The sequence below is a fragment of the Brevundimonas vancanneytii genome, from assembly GCF_901421975.1.
Classification (GTDB): domain Bacteria; phylum Pseudomonadota; class Alphaproteobacteria; order Caulobacterales; family Caulobacteraceae; genus Brevundimonas; species Brevundimonas diminuta.
In genome coordinates, this window is record NZ_LR588407.1 from 235,432 (window position 1) to 251,606 (window position 16,175).

Sequence of the window (16,175 nt, forward strand, 5' to 3'; positions counted from 1 at the left end):
CGGCCTAGCTCTCGAACGTCACGACCACGCTGTCGGCGGAACGTTCGGCTTCGCCGTGGAATACCGCCTCGATGTTGTTGCCGTCCGGGTCGAGCAGGAAGGCGGCGTAGTAGCCGGGGTGATAGGGCCGCTCGCCGGGCGCGCCGTTGTCGGTTCCGCCCGCCGCCAGGCCCGCTTTGTGGAAGGCCTCGACCATGGCGCGGTCCTTGGCCTGGAAGGCCAGGTGGCAGCGGCCCGTCGGTCGGCCCTGCGCGGCGATGCTGTCCACCGCCGAGACGAACAGTTCGTCGGCCCAGAAGAAGCGTTCGGCCTCGCCGGCGATCGGCACGCCAAGGGCCTCCAGCACCGCGCCGTAGAAGCGACGACTGGCCTCAAGGTCCGGCGTCACCAGTTGCAGATGATCGATCAGCCGACCGCGATGAAGCTGCTGCGTCTCCATGGTCTTCGTCTCCTGTCAGATTGCGATTCGAACGGACGGCAACCTGGCCTGTTCCTGCTGACAGGACGTGTCAGCAGCCTCGCGTCCTGCTAAAGCGCGCACATGACCGACACGAGCGCCGCCGCCCCGCATCACAGCCGCAAGGGGCTGATCATCCCCTTCGTTATCGTCGCCGTGGGCCTGGTCCTGTGGACCGGCTGGTGGTTCTTCCTGACCCAGCAGATCGAGCGCCGCATGGAGGCCAAGATCGCCGGGCTGAAGGAGAGCGGCTGGATCATCGAGCACGCCGGAATCGCCACCACCGGCTGGCCCATGCACGCGCGGGTGACGATCAAGCACCTGGACGTCGTCGCTCCGTCCGGCCATGCGATCGCGGCGCCCGAGATGATCGCCCAGGCCAACGCCTACAACCCCACGCGCTGGGTGCTGGCGGCGCCCGACGGCCTGACCGTCACGCGCGGCGAGAAGGGCAAGACCGCCATCCGCGCCGAGGGCATCCGCATGAGCGTGCACGGCCTGACGCAGCGCTGGCCCAATGTGGCGCTGGAGCTGGAGAAGCCGGTCTTCACCGCCCTGCCGGACGCCGAGCCGTTTCCGCTGAAACAGGCCGCTTTGGTGCAGTTCTACATGCGGCCGCACATGGTCGGTTCGGACACCCCGACCGATGACGTAGACGTGCTGTTCCGTCTGGTCGACGGCGAGGGCCGGACGAACGGCCCGGTCGAAGGCTTCACCCAATCGGGGATGCTGAACGCCCAGATCGAGGCGGTGATTGAAAAGGCCTCGGCCCTGCGCAAGGGCGCGGACGCCAAGGGTCTGCTGACCGCTTGGACGGCGGCGGGCGGCCGCTTCATCAATGTGAAGGGGCAGCTTCAGGCGGGCGAGAGCAAGGCCTTCGTTTCCAGCGACGCCCTGTCGGCGGACGGCAAGGGCCAGTTGGAAGGCGAGGTTTTCGTGCGCGCCGAGAAGCCGCTGGCGGCCATTGTCGGTCTGGCGGGCGCCCAGCAGGGCGGGGCGCTGGATCGCGCCGCCGCCGCCAAGGCCGCCGCCGCCACGCCGCAGGGCGGGACCGGCGACGAAGGTCAGGGCGTGGAGCTGGCCATCCTGTTCCGTGGCGGGCGGACCTATCTGGGGCCGTTCGCCCTGGCGCCCGCGCCGCAGCTGTTCTGATTCTGCCCCTGTCATGCTGATCGAGCCGCCCGCCGACGAAGCGCGCCTGTCGCTGGAGCGGGCCGTGGCCGAGGCCGTCCGCGCCCGGCTGGCGGCGGGGCCGCGCGGCTCGGTCGACGGCGACGCCATCGCCCTGCGCGCGGTTCTGCAAGGTGCGAGCCTGGCGGAAAAGTCGGCGGTGCGCGCCGTGCTGGGACGACTGGAAGCGGCGGACGGGCGGCCTTTGATCGCCTGCGGATCGTTGTCGCAAATGCTGGCGTCTGACCGCTGGGGTCTGGCGGCGCGGCCGATGGTCGAGGCGGACCAGGCCCTGATCGCCGTGCGAGACGGGGCGGCGCAGAAGACGCGCGCCCTGATCGATCTGTCGGCGCGGCCGTGGTGGGGGCGGTTGCTGGCCTTGCCCATGCTGAAGGTCATCGCGGCCCTGCCGGATGACGCGGCCGGGACGCCGCGCGCGCTGATGGTCGGGACCGAGGCGCCGGGGCCGACGGGCGACGACCGCACCTTCTGGGTCACGGACAGCGGCTGGCCGGATGCGCGCATCGTCGAGGCCCTGGGCCAGGCCGGTCTGGCGGCCGAATTTCTGTCGGGCGGAGGCGGGTTGAAGCTGTTCGTCCTGACGGGCTATGTGCAGGCGGAAGACGTCAGGCTGGACGGCGCGCCCGGCGGCCTGACCGGCGTCATCGGCGCCGCTCCCGTCTTCTGAACATTGCGGCCGGCAGGGGATGACGCGCGCATGACCGAAGCGAAACAGGCGCCGTCCGACGGCGCGCCTCAACCCAAGCGCGGCGTGCTGGACATCGCCCCCTATGTCGGCGGCAAGAGCGCCATCGCCGGGGTGGCCAAGCCGATCAAGTTGTCCTCCAACGAGAACGCTCTGGGCGCAGGCGAAAAGGCGCGCGAGGCCTTCGCCGCCGCCGTGTCTTCGATCCACCTCTATCCCGACGGCCGGGCCGACCGTCTGCGCGCCGCCGTGGCTGAGGCGCATGGGCTGGAGCCGGAACGTCTGATCTTCGGCAACGGCTCGGACGAGGTCTTCGCCCTGCTGAACCAGACCTACCTGGAAGCCGGGGACAACATCGTCACCAGCCAGTACGCCTTCGTCGCCTATCAGATTTCCGCACGCGCCTGTCAGGCCGAAGTCAGACTGGCGGCCGAACCGGATTTCCGTGCCGACGTCGACGCCATGCTGGCCCTGGTCGATGAGCGGACCAAGCTGGTCTATCTGTCCAACCCCGCCAATCCGACCGGCAGTTACGCCACGGGCGAGGAGATCCGCCGCCTGCACGCGGGCCTGCCCGCCCACGTCATCCTGGTGGTCGACGAAGCCTACGCCGAGTTCGTCACCGAACCGGACTGGGAGAGCGCCTTCGACCTGGCGCGCACGGCGTCCAACATCGTCGTCACCCGCACCTTCTCCAAGCTGCACGGCCTGGGCGGCCTGCGCGTCGGCTTCGGCTATGCGCCGCTGGCGGTCGAGCAGGCCATCGACCGCATCCGCCTGCCGTTCAACGTCTCCGTTCCGGGGATCGAGGCGGCCATCGCCGCCCTGGGCGACGAGGCGCACCAGAAGGCCTCGCGCGATCTGGTGGCCGAGTGGCGGCCGCGCCTGATCCAGGCCGTGCGCGGCTTCGGGTTCGAGGTGCTGCCCGCCTCGGGCAACTTCATCCTGATCCGCTTCCCGGATGCGAAACGCCCGGCCTCGGCGGCGCAGGACTATCTGCAGTCCCAGGGGATCATCGTGCGCGGCGTGGCGAGCTACGGCCTGCCGGACTGCCTGCGGGTGACGGTCGGGACGGCGGACCAGAACCGCGCCGTCCTCGACGCCCTCAGCGAGTTCGCGGCGCGCTGACGCGTTAGGACTTAAGCGGACCATTGATCTGGATCGGGATGGATCAATCCCGATCGATAATGGTCTAGTCCCCGCTGTTGAAGCGCAACACGCCGATCACCCCGGCGCGCCAGATGTAGTCGTCCTCGATCAGGGGGCTGTCCTTGATGTCGCCCAGGCGCTGTTCGTAGTTGACGAAGGCGCCCATGCCGTAGCGATCGCCGATCGGGATGGCCAGCAGGGCCGCCGCCCCCCGCCGCCGACAGTCCGCCCGAAGGTTCGAAGGCGGTCAAGCCGCTGCTCGCGGCCTCGGCGGCGCTGACGCCGTAGTAACGCTGAACCCGCTCGTCGCTGGCGCCGCGCATATAGGCCATGGTCTGCAACAGGCCGACGCGAGTCACGCGCTGGTGGCTGATGGAGCCGTAGTATTCCATTCCGGCGTCGTCGCCGGTGGCGTCATGCTGGATACGGCCGCCCACGACGATATTCCCCGGCAGCCGTTTGAAAGGCGTAGAGCGCCGCGTCGGCGCCTAGGTCCGGCCGATCCATGCCGTCGATGTCGCCTGCGGCGAAACGCGGACGCAACTGCACCCCCGCATGGAAGCCGTCGCGCTTGACCGCATTCCAGCCCAGGCCGTCCAGACCGTTGGCGTAGACGATGTCGCGATAGGAGGCCGAGCCCCAGGCGGTGACGTTGGCCTCGTCGCTGTTGCTGCCGGTGGCGCTGAAGCCGCGCACCACGCCGCCGCCGACATCGACCTTCCACGTCTGAGGGGTCTCGGCCGGTATGAACGGCTGCGACTGCGCTAAGGCCGAGACCGGCAGGACTGAGAGGGTCGCCGCCAGCAGCGCGAGGCGGAGGGGGCTGTGTGCGGTCATGAACGAGTCCCAGGTCAACAGCTGATGATATAGGGTCTCGCTCTCCAAAGCCTAGGTTTTGGGCGGCAACAAGGCGGTTGAGGCCGTTTCGATCCGGCTTTCCAATTCCGCCATGAAGGCGGCGCGCTTCAGCCCGGCCGGGATCGGCGGCAGGAATTCGAAAACGACCGTGCCCGGATAGCGTTTGAAGCCGTGAGCCGGCCAATGCACGCCCGAGTTGGTGGCGACCGGCCAGCAGGGCGCGTCCACGTCGCGATAGATGGCGGCGACGCCGGGCTTGTAGTCCGCCGGTTCGCCCGGCGTCGTGCGGGTGCCCTCGGGGAAGATCAGGATCTGACGGCCTTCGGCCAGACGCGCGCGGGTCTGGCGCACCATGTCCTTCAGCGCCTTGGCGTGGGCGGCGCGGTCGACGGCGATCATCTTCGTCTTCCAGGCGAACCAGCCGAAGAAGGGCAGGGGCATCAGCTCCTTCTTCATCACGAAACAGGCGTCGTCCAGGAAGGCGAAGGGGGCGATGACGTCCAGCATGCCCTGGTGCTTGGCGGCGATCAGGGCCGGGCCGGTCGGGCGATGCTCCAGCCCGCGCACCTCGACCTTGACCCCGGCGATCCAGCGCAGGCCGAACAGGACGAAGCGCGCCCACAGCTTGATCACCGCAATGGCGACGCCGTGCGGCATCAGCAGCGCCGGCGACAGGCCGATGGCGAACAGCGGCATCGACAGGTAGAGCCACAGGGTGAAGATCAGGGATCGGACGGTCGTCATGCGGCGGCCTTGTTCGGTTCGGAGGCGTCAGCGTCGGCCTCGGCGGTCGGGCCGGGGCGTTCGGGGTGACGGCCGGTCAGGCGGTGCATCCCCTCGCGGCCGAGCACGGCTAGGTACTTCATGTATTCCAGCGTCATGCGCCGCGCCGTCTCGGTCGCGCGCCACCACCCGGCGTTGTCCAGCGACGGGGTGGAGACGGCGTAGGGCGTCAGCCGCACGCCCGGCGCGGCGCCGCGGATCTCCAGCAGGCTGCGCGGCATATGATAGTCGGAGGTGACGACGATCAGGTCGTCATAGCCCTTGGACCGCGCCCAGGCAGCGATCTCCTGGGCGTTGCCGACTGTGTTCTCGGCCTCGAAACCCAGGTCGACGCAGCAGTTGAACAGTTTGCTGGAGCCCGGCGTCAGGGCGCGCAGCTCCTGGCGGCGGACTTCACGGTTGACGCCCGAGATCAGCAGCCGGTCGCCCTTGCCCTGTTCCAGCAGGCGGATGGCGGCGTTGACGCGCTCGGCCGACGGCCCGGTCAGAGAGACAATGGCGTCGGCGCGCGCGGGGTCGGGCGCAGGCGTGAAGCCGCGCACCCGTTCGGCGAAGACGAACAGGCCCGTCAGCCACATCAGCGCCACCACGGCGATCAGCGTCAGGAACTTCATAGGAGACTAACTAGCTACGCTGGCCCAGCTTCGCCAGCGCCGTGAGGCGGGCGGCCAGGACGGCGACGGCGCCCGCCAGCAAGGGGCAGGCGATCAGCACCAGCAGATCGACCCAGGCCAGCGGTAGGGCCGGAGTCAGCCCGCCTTCGCCGCCAATCAGGCGTAGCCCGGCCAGCATCAACGCCGCCAGCCCCGCGCCCGCCGCGCCCGCGGTCGCGGCCAGCAGGCCGAAGCGTTTCTGGAACAGGGTGGCGACGGCGCCGTCCGAGGCGCCGTTCAGGCTCAGCGTTTCGATCACCGCCGCCTGGGCCGCCATGCCCGCGCGGGTGGCGTAGGCGATGGCCGCCGCCGTCGCCGCCGCGATCAGCAGGAAGGCGGCTCCGGCCAGGGCGGTGATCAGGCCCGCCGACCGCTCGACCTCGCCGCGCCACAGGCTGTGGTCGTCGACGGTGGCGTCCAGCCCGGCCTCGGCCAGGGCGCGGCTCAGGCTGGGGGCGCTGGCGGGCGCCTTCGGGTCCAGGTGGACGATGACCAGATAGGGCAGGGGCAGGTCGGGCAGGGCCGCCTCGCCGACCCAGGGGCGCAGCAAGGCCTCGGCGGCCTTGCGGTCCATCGCCTGGGCCTCGGCCACGCCGTCGACCCCGGCCAGGGTCTCGGCGGCGCGGGCGGCGGCGGCGGGGCCGGTCTCGTCGACGCGCGGGCGCACCTGCACGGTCGCCTCGGCCCGCAGTTGCCGCGCCCAGCCGTGCGCGGCCCTATCGGCGGCCAGGGCCCCGACGGCGGCGATCGAGGCCAGGAAGCACAGCACGGCGATGACCACGACCAGCCAGCGTTCGCCGCCCGCCTCGCGCGGCAGCAGTTCGGGCTGGGCGCTGCGGAAGCGGCCGATCATGCGAGGCCCTCCGGCGCGGCGGGCGCTAGGGCGGGCGCGATCTGCGCCAGTCGCCCCCCTTCCAGCCGCAGCACGGCGGCGCCGCTGCGCTCGGCCAGGGCCTCGTCGTGACTGGCGATCAGCACGGTGGCGCCCAGCTTGTTCAGCGACTGGAACAGCCGCATCAGCTTCTCGCCCATCGGCCGGTCGACGCTGCCGGTCGGCTCGTCGGCCAGGATCAGGCGCGGGCGGGCCACCACGGCGCGGGCGATGGCCAGGCGCTGCTTCTCGCCGCCGGACAGGGTCGGCGGCAGGGCGTCCAGCCGCGCGCCCAGACCCACCCAGCGCAGCATCTCCTGCACGTCGGCGGCGTATTCGGCCGGGCGCTCGCCCGCCAGGCGCAGCGGCAGGGCCGCGTTGTCGAAGGCTGACAGGTGGTCCAGCAGGCGGAAGTCCTGGAAGATGACGCCCATGCGGCGGCGAAGCGCGGGAACCTCGCGGCGAGGCAGTTGGGTCACATCCTGGCCGAACAGACTGATTCGCCCCGCCTGCGGTCGCGCGGCCAGGGTCAGCAGCCGCAGCAGCGAGGACTTGCCCGCGCCCGAGGGTCCGGTAAGGAAGTGGAAAGAGCCGTTTGGCAGAGTAAGGTTAACGTCCCGCAGCACGGCGGGCCTGTCCGCATAACCGAAGCCCACGCCCCTGAGGCGGACGGCGTCAGGCGCGGATTCAGGGTCGGCGGCGCGGCGGATCGGATCGGGCATCGAGTTTCGTATTGGACCGGGGCGTTGCGCCGCGACAGGAGGGGGCGATAAGCCTCGCAGTCAGCTGACATGATACTGACCTGCCCCGCCTGCGCCACTAGCTATTTCGTTTCCGACGAGGCGATCGGCCCGAACGGCCGTCGCGTGCGCTGCAAGGCGTGCGGCCATGATTGGCGCGCGACGCTGGAAGACGCCCCTCTGGAGCTGGAGCCGGCCGCCGCTCCGGCCGCTGAGGCCGAGGCCGCGCCGCACTATGACACCTTCGCCGAGACCCCGGCGCCGGAACTGCCCCGCGCCTTCCGCGCCAAGGCCGAGCGCAAGCGTCGCGTGCGCCAGGCGGCGGCGGCGGGGGCGGCCTGGGCGGCGGCGTCGGCGGTGGTGCTGGGCCTGCTGACCGGCGGCGTCCTGTTCCGCGAGGAGATCGCCCGCGCCTTCCCCCCGGCGGCGGGGGTCTACAAGTCGCTGGGTCTGGACGTGAACACCGTCGGGCTGGAGGTCGAGGCGCTGCGGGGCCGCACGACGCCGCACGATCCCGGCCGCACCCTGGTGTCAGGCGCGCTGCGCAATATTCGCGACATCGAAGTCGTCCCGCCGCCGCTGGTCGTGGTCCTCAAGGACGCCAAAGGCGCCACGGTGACGCGCCGCGTCCTGCGGCTGGACGGGCCGCCCATCCTGCCGGGGCAGGTTCAGGGCTTCGCCGTGGTCATTCCTGATCCGCAGGGGCGGGTGGCGGGATTGAGCGTCGACTATCTGCTCGAAGACGCGCCCCGACCTGCCGCCAAGGCGTCCTCCAAGTCGCCCTCCGCGCCGCGCGCAAAGACCTCGGCCGACAGCGCCGTGCGGGAAGACGGCGGTTTGCGCCGCTGAGCGGTCTCGACCTTGATCCAGCCGCTTCGCCTCTCGACACCGCCCCCGTCCAGGCGGTATCGGCGGGGGCATGGCTGACATCCAAGCGACCCCCGCCCCCACGGTTCTTCTGTCCCAGGCTGAGATCGAGGCCGTCGTGGCCGATCTGGCGCGCCGCATCGCCCCCCATGTCGACGACGAGACGGTGGCCGCCGTACTGCTGACCGGCGGGCTGTGGTTCGCCGCCGACCTGACCCGCGCCCTGGCGCGCGAGGGCCGCAACGTCCGCTTCGACGCCCTATGGCTGGCCTCCTACGGTGATGAGCAGACCAGCCGAGGCAGGATCGAGGTCCGCGCCCCCTATCAGCGCTCGCTCGATGGGCGGAAGGTGCTGATCCTGGACGACGTGTTCGACACCGGCCTGTCCCTGGCCGAGGCGGTGCGGATCACCAAGGAGGCGGGCGCTGCCGAGGTGCTGACCTGCGTCTTCGCCCGCAAGCCCTGGCCCAAGCCCCGTGCGCCTGAGCCCGACTTCGTCGGCTGGGAGGCGCCGAACCGCTTCCTGGTCGGCTACGGCCTGGACCACGCGGGCGGCATGCGCGGCCTGCCGGACATCTGCGCTCTGGACTGAGGCTTAAAGCCAGTCGGCCATCGGCTCGCGGGCGAACATTTGCTCATAGGTCGGGCGCGGGCGGATGACGGCGTAGCGTTCGCCGTCGACCAGAACCTCGGCGGCCAGGGGGCGGGTGTTGTATTCGCCGCTCATCACCGCGCCATAGGCACCGGCGCTCATGAAGACGACGAGGTCGCCCGCCTTCAGCGGCGGCAGGTCGCGATCGCGCGCGAAGGTGTCGCCGGTCTCGCAGACGGGGCCGACGACATCGTAGGGCAGGGCGGCGCCCTCGACCGGGCGGACCGGCTTCAGGTCGTGGAAGGCGTCGTAGAGGGCCGGGCGCATCAGATCGTTCATCGCCGCGTCCAGCACCAGGAAGCGGCGCCTATCGGTGCGTTCATTGACCTGAATGACCCGGCTGAGCAGGACGCCGGCGTTGGCGGCCATCAGGCGGCCGGGTTCGAAGGCGGCCTCGACATTCAGCCCGTCTAGCACGCGCGCAGCCATGGCCACATAGTCGGCCGGAGAGGGCGTCGCCGTCTCGCCGTAGTAGGGCACGCCCAGGCCGCCGCCGAGGTCGAGCCGAGTGACGTTGTGCCCGTCAGCGCGCAGGCTCTCCGTCATCTGGCGCAGCACCCGGAAGGCGGCTTCCAGCGGGGCCAGGTCGGTGATCTGGCTGCCGATGTGGCAGGCCAGGCCCACGGGCGTGACGTGAGGCGAGGCGGAGGCGCGGGCGTAGAGGGCCATCGCCTCTTCCACCGGCACGCCGAACTTGTCGCCTGCGCCGCCGGTGGTGATCTTGGCGTGGCCGCCCGCGCCGATCTTGGGGTTCACGCGGATGGCGATGGCGGGCGCCGCGCCCTTGGCGGCCGCGACGGCGATCAGCCGGTCCAGTTCGGCCGAGGATTCGACGTTGATCTGGCGCACGCCGACGTCGATGGCGAAGGCCAGTTCGGCGTCGGTCTTGCCCACGCCCGAGAAGATGATGCGCTCGCCCGGAACGCCCGCGGCCAGGGCACGGCGGATCTCGCCCTCGGAGACGGTGTCGGCGCCGCAGCCGAGTTTCGCCAGCGTGGCCAGCACCGACAGGTTGGAGTTGGCCTTGACCGCGAAGGCGATCAGGGCCTCGCCCAGCGCGTCCTTATGCGCGTCGCACGCCTCGCGCAGCAGGCCGTAGTGACGGCGCAGCGTGGCCGAGGAATAGACGTAGGTCGGCGTGCCGACCGTCTCCGCCAGCGCTTCCAGCGAGACGCCCTCGGCATGCAGGACGCCGTCCTTGAGATCGAAATGGTGCACCGGCGGGGAGTCCAGTCAGAAGGTCGGAACGAAGGCTCAGTTCATCGGCGGCGGCTTGCCGAACGGGTCGGACGTGCCGTTGTCGATGGGCATCTGGCGCGGCGGCAGGTTCTGCATGGCCGGTTCCGGCAGGTGAGCGGCCGACTTGTCGCGGATGGCGCGCTCGGTCTGCTTCTTCGGCGTGGCGCCTTGCGGCGGTTCGAGGTCGGCCATGCGGCCGCAAGCCGAGAGCAGAAGGGCGGCGGCGCCCGCCAGGATCAGGGTCTTCTTCACAGACGTCTTCGTCACAGGCGGCTTCTCCAGTCGGCGATGCGCGCGCGGACCTGTTCCGGCGCCGTGCCGCCGAAGCTCTGGCGGCTGGCGCAGGAGGCTTCGGGCGTCAGCACTTCATACACGCCTTCGGTGATCCGGCCATCCAGCGCCTGCAATTCCGTCAGCGGCAATTCGCCCAGACCCAGGCCTAGGGCCTCGGCCCGCTTCACGGCGGCTCCGGTGACGTGGTGCGCCTGGCGGAAGGGCAGGTTCAGCTCGCGCACCAGCCAGTCGGCCAGGTCGGTGGCGGTCGAGAAGCCCGCGCCGGCGGCGGCGGCCATCTTCTCGGTGTTGGGGCGGATCACGGCGACCATGGCGGTCATGGCCGTCAGCGCCAGGTCGAGCGCGTCGAACGCCTCGAACACCGGCGGCTTGTCCTCCTGCATGTCCTTGGAATAGGCCAGCGGCAGGCCCTTCATCACCGTGGTCAGGGCGATCAGGGCGCCGTTGATGCGGCCCGTCTTGGCGCGCACCAGCTCGGCCGCGTCGGGGTTGCGCTTCTGCGGCATGATGGACGAGCCGGTGGTCAGGTCGTCGGGCAGGGTGGCGAAGCCGAACATCGGCGTCATCCACACTACGATCTCCTCGGCCAGACGCGACAGGTGGCCCGCCGCGATCGAGGCGGCGGCCAGGCTTTCCAGGGCGAAGTCGCGGTCCGACACGGCGTCGAGGCTGTTGGCCATGGGGCGGTCGAAGCCCAGGGCCTCGGCCGTCATGTGGCGGTCGATGGGGAAGGGCGACCCGGCCAGGGCGGCGGCGCCCAGCGGGTTCTCGTTCATGCGGGTGCGGGCGTCGGCGAAGCGCCCGGCGTCGCGGCCGAACATCTCGACATAGGCCATCAGATGGTGGCCGAAGGTCACTGGCTGGGCCGTCTGCAGGTGGGTGAAGCCCGGCATCAGGTCGCCCGCGTGCTGTTCCGCCCGGTCCAGCAGGGCGCCTTGCAGATCCTTCAACTGGGCCACGGTGCGGTCGCAGGCGTCGCGCACCCACAGGCGGAAATCCGTCGCCACCTGATCGTTGCGGCTGCGCGCCGTGTGCAGGCGCCCCGACGGCTCGCCGATTAGTTCCGACAGGCGCGCCTCGACGTTCATGTGAATGTCTTCATAGGCGTCGCGGAAGGGGAAGGAGCCGTCTCGGATCTCGCCCTCGATGACGTTCAGACCGCCCAGGATGGCCTCGGCGTCGGCCGGCTGGATGATGCCCTGCTGGGCCAGCATGCGACAATGGGCCCGCGATCCGGCCAGATCCTGCGCCCACAGGCGTTTGTCGACGCCGATGGAGACGTTGATGGCCTGCATGATGTCGGCGGGCTTGGCGCTGAAGCGTCCGCCCCATAGAGACTGCCCCTGAGCGGGGACATCTTGCTGTGGTTTGGAAGGCGTATCGGACATGAGCGGCTCTGGGCGGACTTGGGCGGGCGTGGCGACGTTCGCGGTGATCGGCGTGATCGGCGTGGGCGCGGCGCTGCTATACGTCAATCAGAAGGGCGGAGGCAAAGAGTCCGCGCCTGCTGCGGCCGAGGCTGTCGATCCGCAGTTGGCGGCCTTCGCCAAGGGATCGCTGGCGGCGCTGCAGACACCCGCCTCTCAAGACGCCTTTCAGGCGGTGTCCGGCTATGTGTTCAAGAACGCCGACGGCGGCGACGTCCGCCTGGCCGACTTCGCGGGCAAGGTGACGGTGGTGAACCTGTGGGCCACCTGGTGCGCGCCGTGCAAGATCGAGATGCCGACCCTGGCGGCCCTGGCCGACCACTACAAGGCGCGCGAGGATTTCGCCGTCGTCACCGTCAGCATGGATGTCGAGAAGACGGCGGGCGAGGCGCGGGCCTTCATCGCCGAAAACGCCCCGCTGGAATTCTACATCGACCCGAAATTCCAGCTGGCCTTCGAGTTTCCGGGCAAGGGCGCCATGCCCCAGACCATTCTGCTGGATCGCCAGGGCCGGGTGCGCGCCGTCCTGACCGGCGAGGCCGATTGGGCCAGCGCCGAGGCCAAGGCCCTGGTCGATCACCTGCTGGCGGAGGCGTAAGCCGACGAAGGCCCTCCCTCCTGCAGGCGAAGGGAGGGCCCTGGTTGATGTCCTAGTTCTTGGCCGGGACGCGGGTGTCGGTGGCCGGATCGACGGCGCCGGGGCGGCCCTCGGCGGCGGCCTGAGCCTGTTTGTCTTCCAGCTTGTCGGCGACCTTGCCCGCGCCTTCCTCGACCGCCTGAGCGGCCTTCATGGCGCCGGACTCGACGACTTCGCCCGTCTGGGCGGCGACGTCTGCGGCCTTGTCGCCGGCGGCTTCGGCGTTGGCCTCGGCCTTCTGCTGTTCGGCCTGGGTGCAGGCGGCGGCGCCGAGCGCCAGGACCGAGGCGGCGGCGATGGTCAGCATACGGATACGCATGGGTGAAAGCCCCTCTGAGATTTGAACCTTGGCGTTAACGCCTTTGGCCCGCCGCGGGTTGCGAACCGCCTCAGTCCAGATCGACCGGCAGCGTCTGGCTGGCCAGCAGCCGTTCCGTCGTCTTCCAGTGGTCCGGCCCCTGTCGCTCGACCCAGGCCTGCACCATGTCCCGGCCCAGGCCGTAGTTGATGACATAGGAGCGGTAGGTCTCGATGAAGCTCAGCCGCTGCGCCGCCCGGTCGCGCGCGACGAGGTTGTATTTCTGCAGCTGGTCCAGCGCCGTCTCGCGGTCGATGCGCCCGGCCAGATAGTCGTCGGCCACCGTATACTCCGCCCGCGCCAGCTCGCGCGTCAGGGCCAGAAGCTGCGTCTGGGCCTCGGCCGTCGCCGGGTCCAGCCCCGCTAGCGGATACAGCACGCGCGCTTCGAAATCGGTGCGATCATGGCCGGGGAAGGCCAGGTCGATGCCGTAGTTGGCGCTGCCCTCGGCGATGAAGGACATGGGGCTGAACAGAGGATAGACGCTCATCTCGACCCAGCCCTTGTCCTTGACGAAGGTCTGCTCCAGCAGGACGTTGTAGACGTGGTGGCCGGGATAGCCTTCGTGGCAGCCCAGATCGACCGCCCGGTCGATGTAGATGGGCAGGTCGGTGTTCACCTGGATCAGGCTGAAGGCGCCGCCCTTGAACCAGTTGTAGCCCGACCACGGCTTGTCGTTGATGAACTCCAGCGTGAAGGTCTCGCCGGCGGGCAGGGTGATGTGGCGTTCCGTGCGCGCCTTGCACTCGGCGATGGCCGCGCGCATCACCGTATCCAGCCGGTCCTTGGGGATGACGTAGCGGGCGCGGAAGGCGGCGACCCGCTCGGCCAGCGGCCCTTCGCCGGGGACCAGGGCGTCGATGCGCGCCAGAACCGGATCATAGGAGGACAGCGGCCGCAGCTCCGGCCGCACCCCGAACAGGGCCTCGGCCTCGTCGGCGAACCCCAGCTTCTCGCCCTGCAGCATCCGCAGCCGCGCCGAGGCGGCTGAGACGTGGGCCAACAGATAAGCGCGGCGCTGGCGGCTCTGGTCGTCCAGTCCCCGCTCGGGCAGGGCCTCAAGGCGTCGAGTCAGGGCGGCCGCGCCTTCGGCCAACTGGGGCAGGGCGCGCGGATTGGCCTTGGCCGCCTCGGCCCATTCGGCCGGGCCGTAATAGGCGTCGACATAGCCCGGCTCGCGCTCGCCGATCTCCAGCGTCAGGGCGACATAGTCGCGGGCTACGGCGTCCAGGCTGTCGCTGCCCGGTTTCGGCGATGCGGCGCAGGCGGCCAGCAGGGCGGCGGCGCCCGCCAGGGCGGCGATGGTGGTGACGCGCATGGATGCTCCCTCTCTTCAACCGGCACGCTAGGCCGTCGCGCGCCATGCGCCAAGAAGGGACGTCGCGCCGAGATTCAGGGATTGAGGCGATCCGGCCCATGCTGTAAGCACCGCCGTCCGGCCCTCGCGCCGCGCACGCACCCGTAGCTCAGCTGGATAGAGTGCTGCCCTCCGAAGGCAGAGGTCACAGGTTCGAATCCTGTCGGGTGCGCCACTTCGGTTTAAAGCCGAGAACTCCGCCAACGGCGGCGAAATTCCCGTCATCACTGGACGCCAAGGCCCGCAGAAGATCTGTCCGCGAGCCAATAATGCGTGCTTCGGTCTTGCTGACGACCTCCACGCGTTGAGTCAGAGCGCGAAGGTGGTCACGGCGATACCCGCACTCCCGGTCCCTCAGTTTGTGGCGTGCCGCCGCCGCGAAGCGGTGAAGGCTGTCGGCGGTGATGGTCGGAGCGACACGCTCGATTGAAGAAACGATCCGCTCCGCGTCGATCCGAGCCTGATCCCGAATCCGGGTCAGTTCATCCACTCGGTCCTTCAACGAGCCATCGGACGGGGGCAGCATGCCGTCCTCAATGGCCTCGTAAAGTCGGTTAAGCTTGGCCTCCGCCTCCGTCGCCCGTTTGCGTAGTTCGGTGACATGGGTGCGTCTCTGGTCCGCCCATTCCTGCCGACGATCCAGAAGCTGCTCCATCAACCTCTCAAGCCTCTGCGGCTCCAAGAGCCGATCCTCGAGGTGGGCGATCACGGCCTCGTCCAGCTTGTCCATGGACACCGCCATGCCCTTGCAGCCCGCCGCGCCCATGCGCGCCTTGGTCGAGCAGGCGTAGTAGCGGTACTGGCCCCCCGCCTGTCCTCGCCCCGTCCGCAATGTCATCGCGCCGCCGCAGGCGGCGCAGAAGCAGATGCCGGTCAGAAGATTCGGGCCGCTCGACACGCCCGGCGGCGTCCACTTGGGATTGCGAGCCTTGAGCTTCGCTCTAACCGCTTCGAACTCCTCGCGCGAAATGATGGGCGGAACCTTCATGACGGCGTGTTCCGATTCCGGCTTGGGCTGCCGGGTCTTGTGATCGCGCGTGTTGAACCGGTGCTCGCCCATGTAGGTCGAGCGGGTCAGGATCAGATGAACGGCGGCGATGCCCCAACGCCCGCCATCGCGCGTGCGGATGTTGCGGTCATTGAGCGTGGTTGCGAGGGTCTTGAGCCCCATCGGTCCGCTCTGGCCATCACCCCGCAGCGCCCAGCGATAGATGGTGCGAACCGTCTCAGCCTGAAGCGGGTCCACCTCCAGCGTCTTCTTGATCTTGGCGCCGCGCTGTCCGGCCTCGATAATCCGATAGCCGATGGGAGGCCGGGCACCGTTCCAGAAGCCCTGCCGTGCATTTTCATTCATGGCCCGCAGGGTGTGCTTGGCGTTCTCTCGCGACTGGTATTCGTCGAAGAGCGTCATGATCTGCCGCATCATGGTGCTCATCGGATCGTCGCCGAGGTCCTGGGTGATGGAGACGAGTCTCACCCCATTCTTCGCCAGCTTGCGGACGTAGAACTCAAACTGGAACTGATCGCGGAAGAACCGCGAAAAGCTGTGCACCACGATCACGTCGAATGCAGCGGGCTTGGTAAGCGCTGCTTCGATCATGGACTGGAAGGAGGGACGCCGGTCGTCGGTCGCGGTGTTCCCCGGCTCCACATACTCCGCCGCCGTCTCCCAGTCCTTGGACTGGCAGTAGGCTTCCAGCTGACGCCGCTGATCAGGGATCGACAGATCGCTGTCGGCCTGACGGCCGGTTGAAACCCGCAGATAGAGAGCGGCGCGAGTCTGGACGTTCGCCAGCGCCTCCAAAGAGTTCAGCGCCTGCGTCATGCCGTCCTCCTGTGATGGTCAGTCTTCCAGCCCCCAAAACGCATCCAGAAGATTTCCGAACCACGCGTCGAGAACGCGGACCTCTTCGTCAGTGACCGGGATATCGCGAGGGAGGTCATCAGTGACGGCCAG

General features: G+C 69.5%; 19 protein-coding genes, 1 tRNA gene and 1 pseudogene. 7 read left to right on the forward strand and 14 right to left on the reverse strand.

Annotated features, from left to right (window positions below):
- Window positions 1-4 precede the first annotated feature (4 nt).
- Entirely contained in the window at window positions 5-439 is a 435-nt protein-coding gene (locus tag FGL25_RS01150) for a VOC family protein (RefSeq protein WP_088410535.1), read from the reverse strand.
- 102 nt (window positions 440-541) lie between these two features.
- On the opposite strand from FGL25_RS01150, the gene FGL25_RS01155 reads away from it, so the two are divergent.
- The 3 genes from FGL25_RS01155 to hisC are packed head-to-tail and all read left to right on the forward strand — an operon-like array spanning window position 542 to window position 3,461.
- Complete coding sequence (locus FGL25_RS01155; protein WP_138140721.1) at window positions 542-1,609, forward strand: DUF2125 domain-containing protein; 1,068 nt, start codon at window positions 542-544, stop codon at window positions 1,607-1,609.
- A gap of 13 nt (window positions 1,610-1,622) precedes the next feature.
- Window positions 1,623-2,315 (forward strand): hypothetical protein, encoded by a 693-nt coding sequence (locus FGL25_RS01160; RefSeq protein WP_138140722.1) that lies wholly within the window; start codon window positions 1,623-1,625, stop codon window positions 2,313-2,315.
- Window positions 2,316-2,345: 30 nt separating this feature from the next.
- A complete protein-coding gene (hisC, locus tag FGL25_RS01165; protein WP_138140723.1) occupies window positions 2,346-3,461 on the forward strand; it encodes a histidinol-phosphate transaminase in 1,116 nt (371 codons plus the stop codon).
- A gap of 64 nt (window positions 3,462-3,525) precedes the next feature.
- On the opposite strand, the gene FGL25_RS17105 is transcribed toward hisC, so the two are convergent.
- The 7 genes and pseudogenes from FGL25_RS17105 to FGL25_RS01190 all read right to left on the reverse strand — a co-directional run bounded on the left by FGL25_RS17105 (window position 3,526) and on the right by FGL25_RS01190 (window position 7,369).
- Window positions 3,526-3,648, reverse strand: coding sequence for a MipA/OmpV family protein (locus FGL25_RS17105; protein ID WP_252969940.1), 123 nt, complete (start codon window positions 3,646-3,648; stop codon window positions 3,526-3,528).
- A 79-nt stretch (window positions 3,649-3,727) separates the two neighbouring features.
- A pseudogene (locus FGL25_RS17110) lies at window positions 3,728-3,874 on the reverse strand (MipA/OmpV family protein); the annotation flags it as partial.
- A 22-nt stretch (window positions 3,875-3,896) separates the two neighbouring features.
- Window positions 3,897-4,319 (reverse strand): hypothetical protein, encoded by a 423-nt coding sequence (locus tag FGL25_RS17115; RefSeq protein WP_252969941.1) that lies wholly within the window; start codon window positions 4,317-4,319, stop codon window positions 3,897-3,899.
- Between the two features lie 51 nt (window positions 4,320-4,370).
- Entirely contained in the window at window positions 4,371-5,084 is a 714-nt protein-coding gene (locus FGL25_RS01175; protein WP_003166234.1) for a lysophospholipid acyltransferase family protein, read from the reverse strand.
- Window positions 5,081-5,737: a YdcF family protein gene (locus FGL25_RS01180; protein WP_003166233.1), complete on the reverse strand. Its 657-nt coding sequence runs from the start codon at window positions 5,735-5,737 to the stop codon at window positions 5,081-5,083. The genes FGL25_RS01175 and FGL25_RS01180 overlap by 4 nt, the downstream gene beginning before the upstream one ends.
- A 10-nt stretch (window positions 5,738-5,747) precedes the next feature.
- Complete coding sequence (locus FGL25_RS01185) at window positions 5,748-6,629, reverse strand: cell division protein FtsX (protein WP_046652374.1); 882 nt, start codon at window positions 6,627-6,629, stop codon at window positions 5,748-5,750.
- A complete protein-coding gene (locus FGL25_RS01190; RefSeq protein ID WP_088410529.1) occupies window positions 6,626-7,369 on the reverse strand; it encodes a cell division ATP-binding protein FtsE in 744 nt (247 codons plus the stop codon). The genes FGL25_RS01185 and FGL25_RS01190 overlap by 4 nt, the downstream gene beginning before the upstream one ends.
- A 69-nt stretch (window positions 7,370-7,438) precedes the next feature.
- On the opposite strand from FGL25_RS01190, the gene FGL25_RS01195 reads away from it, so the two are divergent.
- The gene (locus FGL25_RS01195) at window positions 7,439-8,236 is read left to right on the forward strand and encodes a DUF3426 domain-containing protein (protein ID WP_138140724.1); all 798 of its coding nucleotides are present in this window, start codon (window positions 7,439-7,441) and stop codon (window positions 8,234-8,236) included.
- A gap of 70 nt (window positions 8,237-8,306) precedes the next feature.
- Window positions 8,307-8,846 (forward strand): phosphoribosyltransferase, encoded by a 540-nt coding sequence (locus tag FGL25_RS01200; RefSeq protein WP_046652372.1) that lies wholly within the window; start codon window positions 8,307-8,309, stop codon window positions 8,844-8,846.
- A gap of 3 nt (window positions 8,847-8,849) precedes the next feature.
- Here the strand turns inward: FGL25_RS01200 and lysA are convergent, their stop codons facing one another.
- The 3 genes from lysA to argH are packed head-to-tail and all read right to left on the reverse strand — an operon-like array spanning window position 8,850 to window position 11,827.
- Entirely contained in the window at window positions 8,850-10,124 is a 1,275-nt protein-coding gene (gene lysA / locus FGL25_RS01205; protein ID WP_138140725.1) for a diaminopimelate decarboxylase, read from the reverse strand.
- Between the two features lie 36 nt (window positions 10,125-10,160).
- Entirely contained in the window at window positions 10,161-10,412 is a 252-nt protein-coding gene (lptM, locus tag FGL25_RS01210; RefSeq protein ID WP_223850705.1) for an LPS translocon maturation chaperone LptM, read from the reverse strand.
- A complete protein-coding gene (gene argH / locus FGL25_RS01215) occupies window positions 10,409-11,827 on the reverse strand; it encodes an argininosuccinate lyase (protein WP_088410526.1) in 1,419 nt (472 codons plus the stop codon). The genes lptM and argH overlap by 4 nt, the downstream gene beginning before the upstream one ends.
- Between argH and FGL25_RS01220 the strand changes: the two genes are divergently transcribed.
- On the forward strand, window positions 11,826-12,464 hold the full coding sequence (locus FGL25_RS01220) for a TlpA family protein disulfide reductase (RefSeq protein WP_138140726.1): 639 nt from the start codon (window positions 11,826-11,828) through the stop codon (window positions 12,462-12,464). The genes argH and FGL25_RS01220 overlap by 2 nt on opposite strands.
- A gap of 52 nt (window positions 12,465-12,516) precedes the next feature.
- Here FGL25_RS01220 and FGL25_RS01225 read toward each other — a convergent pair whose 3' ends face one another.
- Both FGL25_RS01225 and FGL25_RS01230 read right to left on the reverse strand, forming a co-directional pair.
- Complete coding sequence (locus FGL25_RS01225; protein WP_040346247.1) at window positions 12,517-12,822, reverse strand: hypothetical protein; 306 nt, start codon at window positions 12,820-12,822, stop codon at window positions 12,517-12,519.
- Between the two features lie 70 nt (window positions 12,823-12,892).
- The gene (locus tag FGL25_RS01230; protein ID WP_138140727.1) at window positions 12,893-14,179 is read right to left on the reverse strand and encodes a hypothetical protein; all 1,287 of its coding nucleotides are present in this window, start codon (window positions 14,177-14,179) and stop codon (window positions 12,893-12,895) included.
- Between the two features lie 137 nt (window positions 14,180-14,316).
- Here FGL25_RS01230 and FGL25_RS01235 point away from each other — a divergent pair.
- A tRNA-Arg gene (locus FGL25_RS01235) sits at window positions 14,317-14,393 on the forward strand.
- Here FGL25_RS01235 and FGL25_RS01240 read toward each other — a convergent pair.
- Entirely contained in the window at window positions 14,364-16,043 is a 1,680-nt protein-coding gene (locus FGL25_RS01240) for a recombinase family protein (RefSeq protein ID WP_138140728.1), read from the reverse strand. The two genes, FGL25_RS01235 and FGL25_RS01240, sit on opposite strands and share 30 nt — an antisense overlap.
- Window positions 16,044-16,175 lie beyond the last annotated feature (132 nt).

What these genes read in the sequence shown, in the direction of transcription:
- FGL25_RS01150 (WP_088410535.1), bottom strand. Translation starts at nt 439, where the DNA reads ATGGAGACGCAGCAGCTTCATCGCGGTCGGCTGATCGATCATCTGCAA.
- FGL25_RS01155 (WP_138140721.1), top strand. Translation starts at nt 542, where the DNA reads ATGACCGACACGAGCGCCGCCGCCCCGCATCACAGCCGCAAGGGGCTG.
- FGL25_RS01160 (WP_138140722.1), top strand. Translation starts at nt 1,623, where the DNA reads ATGCTGATCGAGCCGCCCGCCGACGAAGCGCGCCTGTCGCTGGAGCGG.
- hisC (WP_138140723.1), top strand. Translation starts at nt 2,346, where the DNA reads ATGACCGAAGCGAAACAGGCGCCGTCCGACGGCGCGCCTCAACCCAAG.
- FGL25_RS17105 (WP_252969940.1), bottom strand. Translation starts at nt 3,648, where the DNA reads ATGGGCGCCTTCGTCAACTACGAACAGCGCCTGGGCGACATCAAGGAC.
- FGL25_RS17115 (WP_252969941.1), bottom strand. Translation starts at nt 4,319, where the DNA reads ATGACCGCACACAGCCCCCTCCGCCTCGCGCTGCTGGCGGCGACCCTC.
- FGL25_RS01175 (WP_003166234.1), bottom strand. Translation starts at nt 5,084, where the DNA reads ATGACGACCGTCCGATCCCTGATCTTCACCCTGTGGCTCTACCTGTCG.
- FGL25_RS01180 (WP_003166233.1), bottom strand. Translation starts at nt 5,737, where the DNA reads ATGAAGTTCCTGACGCTGATCGCCGTGGTGGCGCTGATGTGGCTGACG.
- FGL25_RS01185 (WP_046652374.1), bottom strand. Translation starts at nt 6,629, where the DNA reads ATGATCGGCCGCTTCCGCAGCGCCCAGCCCGAACTGCTGCCGCGCGAG.
- FGL25_RS01190 (WP_088410529.1), bottom strand. Translation starts at nt 7,369, where the DNA reads ATGCCCGATCCGATCCGCCGCGCCGCCGACCCTGAATCCGCGCCTGAC.
- FGL25_RS01195 (WP_138140724.1), top strand. Translation starts at nt 7,439, where the DNA reads ATGATACTGACCTGCCCCGCCTGCGCCACTAGCTATTTCGTTTCCGAC.
- FGL25_RS01200 (WP_046652372.1), top strand. Translation starts at nt 8,307, where the DNA reads ATGGCTGACATCCAAGCGACCCCCGCCCCCACGGTTCTTCTGTCCCAG.
- FGL25_RS01220 (WP_138140726.1), top strand. Translation starts at nt 11,826, where the DNA reads ATGAGCGGCTCTGGGCGGACTTGGGCGGGCGTGGCGACGTTCGCGGTG.
- argH (WP_088410526.1), bottom strand. Translation starts at nt 11,827, where the DNA reads ATGTCCGATACGCCTTCCAAACCACAGCAAGATGTCCCCGCTCAGGGG.
- FGL25_RS01225 (WP_040346247.1), bottom strand. Translation starts at nt 12,822, where the DNA reads ATGCGTATCCGTATGCTGACCATCGCCGCCGCCTCGGTCCTGGCGCTC.
- FGL25_RS01230 (WP_138140727.1), bottom strand. Translation starts at nt 14,179, where the DNA reads ATGCGCGTCACCACCATCGCCGCCCTGGCGGGCGCCGCCGCCCTGCTG.
- FGL25_RS01240 (WP_138140728.1), bottom strand. Translation starts at nt 16,043, where the DNA reads ATGACGCAGGCGCTGAACTCTTTGGAGGCGCTGGCGAACGTCCAGACT.